Genomic DNA, 8,606 nt, shown 5'->3' with positions numbered 1-8,606 from the left:
CCCCCCCCCCCCCACGGGGATCGGCCGCACAGCACGGGGGAACCGTGCGGCCGACGTTTCAGGCCGGGTACCGGGGGTGGCGCCCGTCCCGGTACCTCGGGTGTGCGATCGGTCAGCTCCGTTCGGCCACCGCGGCGGTGTCGTTGTCCTTGGCACCGCCGTCGGGCTCGTCCGTCCCGGCCTCAGCGGCGGCCCGGGCCTGGGCGGCCTGCGCCGCCATGTACGCCTGGATCTGCCGCTGCGTCTCGGCGATGGCCGCCATGGAGTCCTTGCGGAACAGCGCCAGGGCGGGGACCGCCGCGACCACGACGAAGATGCCGGCCAGCAGGAAGGCGTCCAGGTACGCCTGCGGCTGGAGCGGGTTCTGCGCGGCGATCACCGCGGCCATCACCGCCACACCCACTGAGCCGCCGAACTGCCGGGCGGTGGTGTTCAGCCCGGTGCCGGAGGCGAACTTCAGCGGATGCACGGAGATGGACGCCGCCGTGGTGACGCTGGTGAGGGCCGCACCGATCACCGCTCCGCCGATGGCGCCGTACGGCAGCCAGATGGACCAGAACCTGGGCTCGGAGCCGAGGCTGGTGTAGGCCCAGATGCTCAGCCCGAAGAAGATCAGCAGGGAGCCCACGATGACCGGTCGCTGCTTCTCCGGCGGGACACGGCGGCTGACGACGACCGCGGCGACGGCGGAGAGCACCGCGCCCGGGGTGACCGCGAGACCGGCCTTGAGGATCGAGTAGTGCCAGATCGTCGTGAGGTACAGCGGTCCTGACAGGAACCACACGAACAGGCCGGCGCCCAGGAAGAAGGTGGTGAGGTTCGCGGCGGCGAACATCTTGCTCTTCCACAGGTCGGTCTCGACGGCCGGCGCCTCCTGTCCCCGGGAGCGCACCAGCGAGTAACCGACCAGCGCGACGCCGGCCACGATCCAGACCCAGGTCTGCGCGGACGCCCAGCCCCAGTCGCCGCCCTTGGTCAGGCCGACGACGATGCCGGCGATGCCCAGGGTGATCGCCCCGGTGCCGACCAGGTCGGGCGACTTGGTCGGGGCCGACGGCCGGTCGGGCAGGAGTTTGCCGCCGGCGATGATCACGGCCACGCCGATCGGTACGTTCAGGATGAAGACCGACCGCCAGTTGAACTCACTGACGAGCAGACCGCCCAGGGAGGGGCCCGCGGCGGCGGCGACGGACCCGGCCGCCGCCCACAGCCCGATCGCCGCGGCGCGTTTCTCCGCCGGCGTCTCGGACAGTACGAGTCCGAGCGCCGCGGGGATCATGCCGGCGGCGCCGATGCCCTGCACCGCCCTGGCCGCGATCAGGAAGTCGACATTGGGCGCGGCGGCGCAGGCCACGGAAGCCGCGCTGAAGAGCACGAGAGAGCCCAGGAACACCTGACGGCGGCCGAAGACGTCGGCGTACCGTCCGGCAGGTGTGAGCAGAGCGGCGAACAGCACCCCGTAACTGGTGACCACCCAGGTGAGGTTGGTCAGTGACTCGTGCGGGAAATCCGTGCGCAGGTCCGGGAATGCCACGTTGACGACTGTCGTGTCGAGGAAGGCCATGAACGTGGCCGCCGCGGTCAGCAGCAGCGTCGTGCCGGCCCTCGACCGTTCGGCCGGTGGTGTGGCAGTTGCTGAGGTCACTGTTGGGTCCCTCCAACTAACATTCCTTGGGTATGCAAGAACATACCACCAGTATGCGAATGTCAACCCGACGATCACGCGGGATCTCGGCCCGTGCTGCGTAACACCCGTGGAAGCAGCGCTGACGACGGGAGCCCACCGATGCACAGCACCGAGACCGAGCGCGTGTTCCGGCCGGCGGCCGGGAGCCGGTACGCCGTTCTCCTGGGCATCGGGGCCTACCGCCCCCGGCGGATCGTCACCAACGAGGAGGTGTGCCGCACGCTGGACTCCACCCCCGACTGGATCGTCCGGCGCAGCGGTATCCGTAACCGCTGCTTCGCCGGGAGCGACGAGACCCTGGTCGAGATGGGGGCCACGGCGGCGGGCAAGGCGCTCGCCGAGGCGGGCCTGGCGCCCGCGGACGTGGACCAGATCCTGGTCGCCACCATGTCCGACCTCGAAGGGGCGGACCGGCTGGCCGCCCGGATCGCCGGACGCCTCGGCACCGGGGCCCGCGGCCTGCAGGTCAGTGCCGCCTGTTCGGGATTCACCGTCGGCCTCGCCCTGGCCGCGTCCGCCGTCACCTCGGGGGCGGTGCGCACCTGCCTGGTCATCGGCGTGGAGCGGATGTCGGACATCGTCGACCCGCGGGACCGCGGGACGGCGTTCCTGTTCTCCGACGGGGCCGGCGCCGCACTCGTCGCAGGCGCCGCGGAGCCCGGTATCGGGCCGGTGGTCTGGGGCACGGAACCGGAACTGGCCGATGCGATCACGGTACGGCCGGAGCCGGAGAACGGCGGGCGCCCGTACCTGCGGATGCGGGGGGCGTCGGTCTTCCGCTGGGCGGTGACGAACCTGCCGTCCGTCGCGAGCGCCGCCCTCGAACGTTCCGGCCTGGCCCCCGGCGACATCCAGGCGTTCGTCCCGCACCAGGCCAATCTGCGCATCATCGAGTCCGTCGCCGAGTCCCTGGGCCTCCCCGGGAGTGTCGCGGTCGCCCGCGACATCGTCGACCAGGGCAACGCCTCAGCCGCCTCCATACCCCTCGCGCTGGACCGGATGCGTACCTCCGGCGCACTGCGCAGCGGGGACCTCGCCCTGCTCATCGGGTTCGGCGCCGGGCTGTCGTACGCGGCGACGGTGATCCGTATCCCGTGATCACTCACGTGTGCCGGCCCGCGCACGCCGCGCCGGCCGGCCCTCGGAGGGCTGACGCCCGAGCTCCCGGAGTGGGCGGCCGAGGAACGAGGCCACCCGCACAAGGAGCGAGCAGGAAGACCGATCAAAGAGGGGCGAGGGCTGACGCCCGAGCTCCCGGAGCGGGCGGCCGAGGAACGAGACCACCCGCGCAGGGAGCGAGCAGGAAGACCGATCAAAGAGGGGCGAGGGCTGACGCCCGAGCTCCCGGAGCGGGCGGCCGAGGAACGAGACCACCCGCACAAGGAGGGCGCAGGCGACTCGTCGGCCGCTGCCCCGGCTCAGGTCGCACGCCGCACGGCTCACACCAGGGCGCGCAGCATGTCGGTTTCCGGGACTCCCAGCGGCTCCGCGATGCGCAGGCCGCGGGCCGCGGGCCGGCACGGCCGGCCGTGCCCCGGCACCGTCTCCACGGCACGGCTCCAGGCGAGCAGAGCCCGTACCTCCCCCAGCGGCTTGCCCACGGCCCGGTAGATGTCCGCCGCCCGCCGGTATCCCGCCACCGCCGCCGAACACCGCCCCGACGCCAGCGCGCAGTCCGCCTCCGACACCAGGACCTGGGCGATCACCGGTTGCAGCGAGGTGCCGCGCAGCACCGCGCGGCTGCGCCGGCAGGCCACCACCGCCTCCTCGTACAGACCCATCCGCACGTAGCCGTCCGCGCTCTTGGCCAGCGCGCGCGCCACTCCCTGCCGGTAGCCGAATTTCTCCGCGATCTGCATGGCGTTGCCGAAGCTGCGCATGGCCTGGTCGGTGCGCTCGGCCGCGGCCTCCACCGAGCCGAGGTGGATCAGGCAGTCCGTCTCTATGCGCGGGTCCGCCAGGTGCGGGATGGTGACGTGCGCCTCACGAGCGGCGACCACCGCCCGCGACTGGGCGCCCAGGTCGCTGTGGATCGTGGCCCGGCAGGTCAGCGCGATGGCCAGGCCCTCGTGGAACGCCATCTCCTCGCTGAGCCGGATCGCCAGGCCGCACCAGCGTTCGGCCTCCTCGTACCGGCCCATGCGGCGCAGGGTCAGCGCGATGTAGCCGGGCAGCCGCACCCGTCCGTACCGGGATTCGGCCCGCTCCACCAGTTCCAGCGCCCGGCGGTAGTCGCTCAGCGCGAGTTGCGTGGCGCCCGCGTCGTAGACGTTCCTGGCGCTCCGGGCCAGGGCGTTGGCCTGGCCGGCCAGGTCTCCCAGCTCCTCGTGGATCCGCAGCGCGCTGCGCAGATAACGGTCCGCGAGGCCGATCTCGCCCACCGACCAGTACGAGCGGCCGATCGTGGTGAGCGCGAGCGCCTCGCCGGCCCGCCACCCCGCGCCCCGGGCCACCGTCACGGCCTGCCGCGCGTGCACGCGTTCGGTGTCGCTCCTGCCGTCGCGGTACAGCACGTCGGCGGAGTTCAGCAGCATGCGCGTGTGAGCGCGCCGGTCGCCGGAGTCGGCCGCCTCGCTGAGCGCGGCGCGCACCGCCGCCGGCCAGTCCTCACCCCCGGGACGCAGCCGGATGAAGCCCAGCATCGCGTCGGCCAGCCGGAAGCTCGACGCGCCGAGGCCGAGTTCCGCGGCGACCTTGATGGCCGCGCAGATGTTGGCCTTCTCCCGGTCGAGCCAGGCCATGCCGTGCTGCGGCAGCCCGTCGTCCGGCCCCGGTGCGGGGACCGGGACCCGGCTCGGTGTCGCGCCGCGGTGAACACCCACGATCTGTATCCGGTGCGTGCGGCTGGCCTGTTCCACGGACTGCCGGTACCACTCCAGCAGCCGCAGCAGTACCGCCTCACGGACCTCGTCCGGGTCCTCGGCGGCGGCCTCCGCCGCGTACTGCTTGACCATGTCGTGCAGCCGGTAGCGCCTGGAGGCGTACTCCGTCAGCAGGTTGGCCCGCACCAGCGCGCCGATCCGTTCCTCCGCCTCCGCGAAGGAGCAGTCCGCCAGCGCAGCAACCGCCTCCGTACCGAAATCGGAGCCCGGTATGAGGCCGGTCCAGCGGAATATCTGGCGGTGCGGCGCCGCCAGCCGGCGGTAGGACAGGTCCAGGGCCTGCCGCATCGCCCGGTGCGCCTCGACTCCCTCGCCGGGCGCCCCCGCCGTGCCGTCCACATGAGGCAGCAGCCGGGCCAGCGACTCCTCGGGCCGGGCCGCGGCATAGGCCGCGCTCAGCCGCAGCGTCAGCGGCAACTGCCCGGAAGCCCGGACGAAGTCGACCGCCGCCTCCGGCTCGGAGGCCACCCGCTCGGCGCCCACCAGCCTGCTCACCAGTGCCAGCGACGCCTGCTCGTCGAGCACGTCGAGTACGCACTCACCCGCGCCGTATCTGACCGTCAGCTCCGGCATGCGGTTCCGGCCGGTCACCACCACCGCGCTGCCGTCCAGGCTCGGCGGCAGCAGATCGCGTACCTGATCGGGGCCCGCCGCGTCGTCCAGCAGGATCAGCACGCTGCGCCCGGCCAGCAGCGTGCGGTACAGCGCGGCGCGTTCGTCGAGCCCGTAGGGGATGTCCGCGGCGGGCAGCCCGAGCGCCAGCAGGATCTGGGCCAGCGTCTCCGCGGGCGACAGCGGCTCCAGGTGCGGATGGTGGCCCCGCATGGCGACGAAGAGCTGCCCGTCGTGGAACGACTCACGCGCCCGCTGTGCCCACTGCAGCGCCAGGGTGGTCTTCCCCGAACCGGCGATCCCGCTGATCACGAAGAGGTTCCGGCTGTTCGCGGCGGCCGGGGTCATGTGCCGCTGCTGCGGGCGCGCCAGTACGTCGAGCTCCCGCAGCTCCTGGTCGCGCCCGGTGAAGAAGTCCGCTGCGGGTGGCATCGGAAGCTGTTCGGGTGCCGATACCGTGATCTGCTCCCGCGCGGGGTGCGGCTGCAGCAGCAGCTCGGCCGCCTCCCGTAACTGTCTGCCCGGCCCGGCCCACAGATCCCTGGCCAGCCGCTTGCGGAAAACGGTGTACTGGCGCAGCGCCTCCGCCTGGTTGCCGCTGTCGCGGTGCGCCGTCATCAGCCGCAGCATCAGGTCCTCGTCGTACGGCCGCTCCGCCATGATCCACTGCAGCTCGGGCACGCTCTCGCGCGCACGGCCCATCCGGAGCTGCGCGTCGTAGAACGCGATCAGCACGCTGCGCTGCTGGGCCTCGATCATGGCCCGTACCGGCTCGATCCTGGTCCCCCGCACATCGCACAGAGGTACGCCCGACCACTGTCCCAGCGCGTCCCGCAGCAGCCGCGAGCGCTGCTCGTCGTCGGTCGTCACGGCCGCGCCCTGAGCGGCCAGGTCCTTGAAGCGGCACAGGTCCACGGCCGCCGGATCGGTCTCCAGCACGTACCCGCCGTCGCGCGTCGACAGCTCCGGTGCGCCCTCCCGCGCCGGACCGGCGGCCAGCGCCTTGCGCAGCCGGGTCGCGTACCCCGCCATCACGTTGCGGGCCAGCCGCGGCGGCCGGCCGTCCCACAGCAGATCCACCAGCCGTTCGAACGGCACCACGCAGTTCACGTCGACCAGCAGCAGGGCGAGCAGCCCGCGCTGTCTCGCGTGCCCGATCTCCAGATCCGCCCCATCCGCAAGTGCCCGCACCGGACCCAGAATCCGCAAGTCGATCACGCTACGCTCCGCTCAACAGCCAGGGTGTACACCGAACGAACGGGAGTTGTGCCGTGGTCTCCGCGCTGGAAAATACACGCATCACCACCCAGTGGCTTTCCACGTCTCAATGTGCGATCCGCCGACTGCCTGCCGGAGGCAGTCTTCGGTGACGGCGGATCAGCGGAAAAGCTGGCCCGCGGTGGTCCGCGCCGCTCACCGGCCCGAACCGGGCACTGGTCACCCACTGACGCGCCGAGATGCGGCGATGTCACAACCGAACTGAACCCACCGTTCGGCACCATCACCGCTGACGTGCGGCAGCCAGTTCCCACCGCCGATCTCCGCCCGGGCCGCCGGAAGTGGTGATCGTCGCTGATTTCCGCTCCAATGCCCTCGGGGGCTGTCATTCCGGTGCTTTGCCCGCGTTCGCCTTCGCCGATTGTTCGGCCTGCCGTCGCACGACTGGGAGCGGCCGCTTCCGGGCCGGGCGGCGGGCAGGAATCCGGGTACGGCGCCGGCCGCGCATGACGCGGACACCGGCCCCCGCGCCGCACCCCCACCCGCCTTCCGGACGGACCGCTCTTTACCATGTCCGGGTGACAGCCACTCGCACCCTTGTGCTCGCCTCCGCCTCCCCCGCCCGGCTCGGGCTGCTGAAACAGGCCGGGCTCGACCCGCGGGTGGTCGTCAGCGGAGTGGACGAGGAGGCGATCAGCGCCCCGTCGCCCGCTGAGCTGGCCCGGGTACTGGCCGAGGCGAAGGCCGCCGCGGTGGCCGGCGGCGGGACACTGGACGGAGGCGAGCTGGTGCTCGGCTGCGACTCCGTACTGGAGCTCGACGGGACGGCGCTGGGCAAGCCCGCGGACGCCGCGGAGGCGACCGCCCGGTGGCGGGCGATGCGCGGCCGCAGCGGTGTACTGCAAACGGGGCACTGCGTGATCGACACGGCGAGCGGCCGGCAGGTGTCGGCGACCGCGTCGACCACCGTACGGTTCGGGACGCCCGACGACGCGGAGATCGCCGCTTATGTGGCGAGCGGCGAACCGCTGCACGTGGCGGGCGCCTTCACTCTCGACGGCCGCTCGGCCCCCTTCGTCGAGGGCATCGACGGCGATCCGGGCAACGTGATCGGGCTCTCCCTGCCGCTGCTGCGAGCGCTCCTGGGCGACCTCGGGATACGGATCACGGACCTCTGGGTCTGAGCGGGTTACGCCCCCGCCGCCGGAGCCCCGGCCACCGACGTCCCCTCCTCCTCCGGCGTGTACATCACCAGCGTCCCCACCAACAGCGCCAGTATGACCATCAGCAGGACGAACGCGTACCAGCCCACCGGCCCCACGACCACCGCGCCCGCCACACCATGGACCACGGCACAGACGATGAGCACGATCCGCCCGACCCGCCCCGCCATCCGGTCCCGCATGCCGATCCGGGCGACGAGGACCGCGCAGCCGACCAGGAAGAGCGCGAACAGACCGCCGCCCGCCCACGATCCGGCCGCCATCGCGTCCGGGTCGAGTCCCGCGAGGGACATCTCCTGGTGGCGGACAGCGAGGCCCATGATCCAGTTCACGAAGGCGATCGTCAGCGCTTCGAGGACCAGCACCACCGCCGCGCCGACGGCCACACCTCTGCGCACGCGCACGCTGTCCCCCTTTGGCCGAACGACCCGGGTGTTTCCCGGAGGATTGCTCCAGGTACCCTGCGCCGCAGGCTACTCATGGGTACAGCAACGGGCAAGAGGTCCTGCCGGACCACTCGTCCGAGTGAGGTGGACCGTTCCGCCGGGTGCGGCGGATCACCCTTCCGGTGAAGACCGACCACTCTTTCGGGTAAGGCGAATCGCAAAAATTCGCCGCTGTCTTCGTTGGGTTTCCACAAAAGAACGTCAGCACTGTGCCCGGAGTTGGCGGGAGATCTCATCCACACGAAGGAGTTCGGGACATGGGCCCGGGGAGGGCCGTACGGTGGACTGAGCAGGCGTTCACGGGTCCTGCACGCCCATGGATCACCCGCTGTGTGGGCAAGCTCACGTGCAGGGGTGCCTCGGCATCAAGTGTGGCCAGTACCTAAACTCGGCTTGTTTTCAAGGAGGGAGCCATCGTGCGCAAGGTGCTCATCGCCAACCGCGGTGAAATCGCAGTCCGCGTCGCCCGTGCCTGCCGTGATGCCGGGATCGCCAGCGTAGCGGTCTACGCCGACCCGGACCGGGACGCGCTGCACGT

The 8,606-nt window shown here is 71.8% G+C and carries 6 protein-coding genes; 3 read left to right on the top strand and 3 right to left on the bottom strand.

What is annotated here, in order from left to right; translation table 11 throughout:
• Nucleotides 1–112: 112 nt before the first annotated feature.
• Nucleotides 113–1,645, bottom strand: a complete 1,533-nt coding sequence (locus VIW71_RS17065; protein ID WP_331623168.1) for a DHA2 family efflux MFS transporter permease subunit — start codon at nt 1,643–1,645, stop codon at nt 113–115.
• Nucleotides 1,646–1,786: 141 nt separating this feature from the next.
• On the opposite strand from VIW71_RS17065, the gene VIW71_RS17060 reads away from it, so the two are divergent.
• Entirely contained in the window at nt 1,787–2,785 is a 999-nt protein-coding gene (locus VIW71_RS17060) for a beta-ketoacyl-ACP synthase 3 (protein ID WP_331623167.1), read from the top strand.
• Nucleotides 2,786–3,126: 341 nt separating this feature from the next.
• Here VIW71_RS17060 and VIW71_RS17055 read toward each other — a convergent pair whose 3' ends face one another.
• Nucleotides 3,127–6,399 carry an AfsR/SARP family transcriptional regulator gene (locus VIW71_RS17055; RefSeq protein WP_331623166.1) on the bottom strand — a complete coding sequence of 1,091 codons (3,273 nt, stop codon included), beginning with the start codon at nt 6,397–6,399 and terminating at the stop codon, nt 3,127–3,129.
• A 578-nt stretch (nt 6,400–6,977) separates the two neighbouring features.
• On the opposite strand from VIW71_RS17055, the gene VIW71_RS17050 reads away from it, so the two are divergent.
• Complete coding sequence (locus tag VIW71_RS17050; protein WP_331623164.1) at nt 6,978–7,583, top strand: nucleoside triphosphate pyrophosphatase; 606 nt, start codon at nt 6,978–6,980, stop codon at nt 7,581–7,583.
• Nucleotides 7,584–7,588: 5 nt separating this feature from the next.
• On the opposite strand, the gene VIW71_RS17045 is transcribed toward VIW71_RS17050, so the two are convergent.
• Nucleotides 7,589–8,026: a hypothetical protein gene (locus VIW71_RS17045; protein ID WP_331623163.1), complete on the bottom strand. Its 438-nt coding sequence runs from the start codon at nt 8,024–8,026 to the stop codon at nt 7,589–7,591.
• Nucleotides 8,027–8,484: 458 nt separating this feature from the next.
• Between VIW71_RS17045 and VIW71_RS17040 the strand changes: the two genes are divergently transcribed.
• Nucleotides 8,485–8,606 (top strand): biotin carboxylase N-terminal domain-containing protein (locus VIW71_RS17040; protein WP_146166841.1); only part of this gene is annotated, 122 nt, incomplete at its 3' end.

Origin of the sequence: Streptomyces sp., from assembly GCF_036524955.1 — a bacterium.
Lineage (GTDB): Bacteria > Actinomycetota > Actinomycetes > Streptomycetales > Streptomycetaceae > Actinacidiphila.
This window is presented reverse-complemented; position numbering and strand designations above follow the sequence as displayed.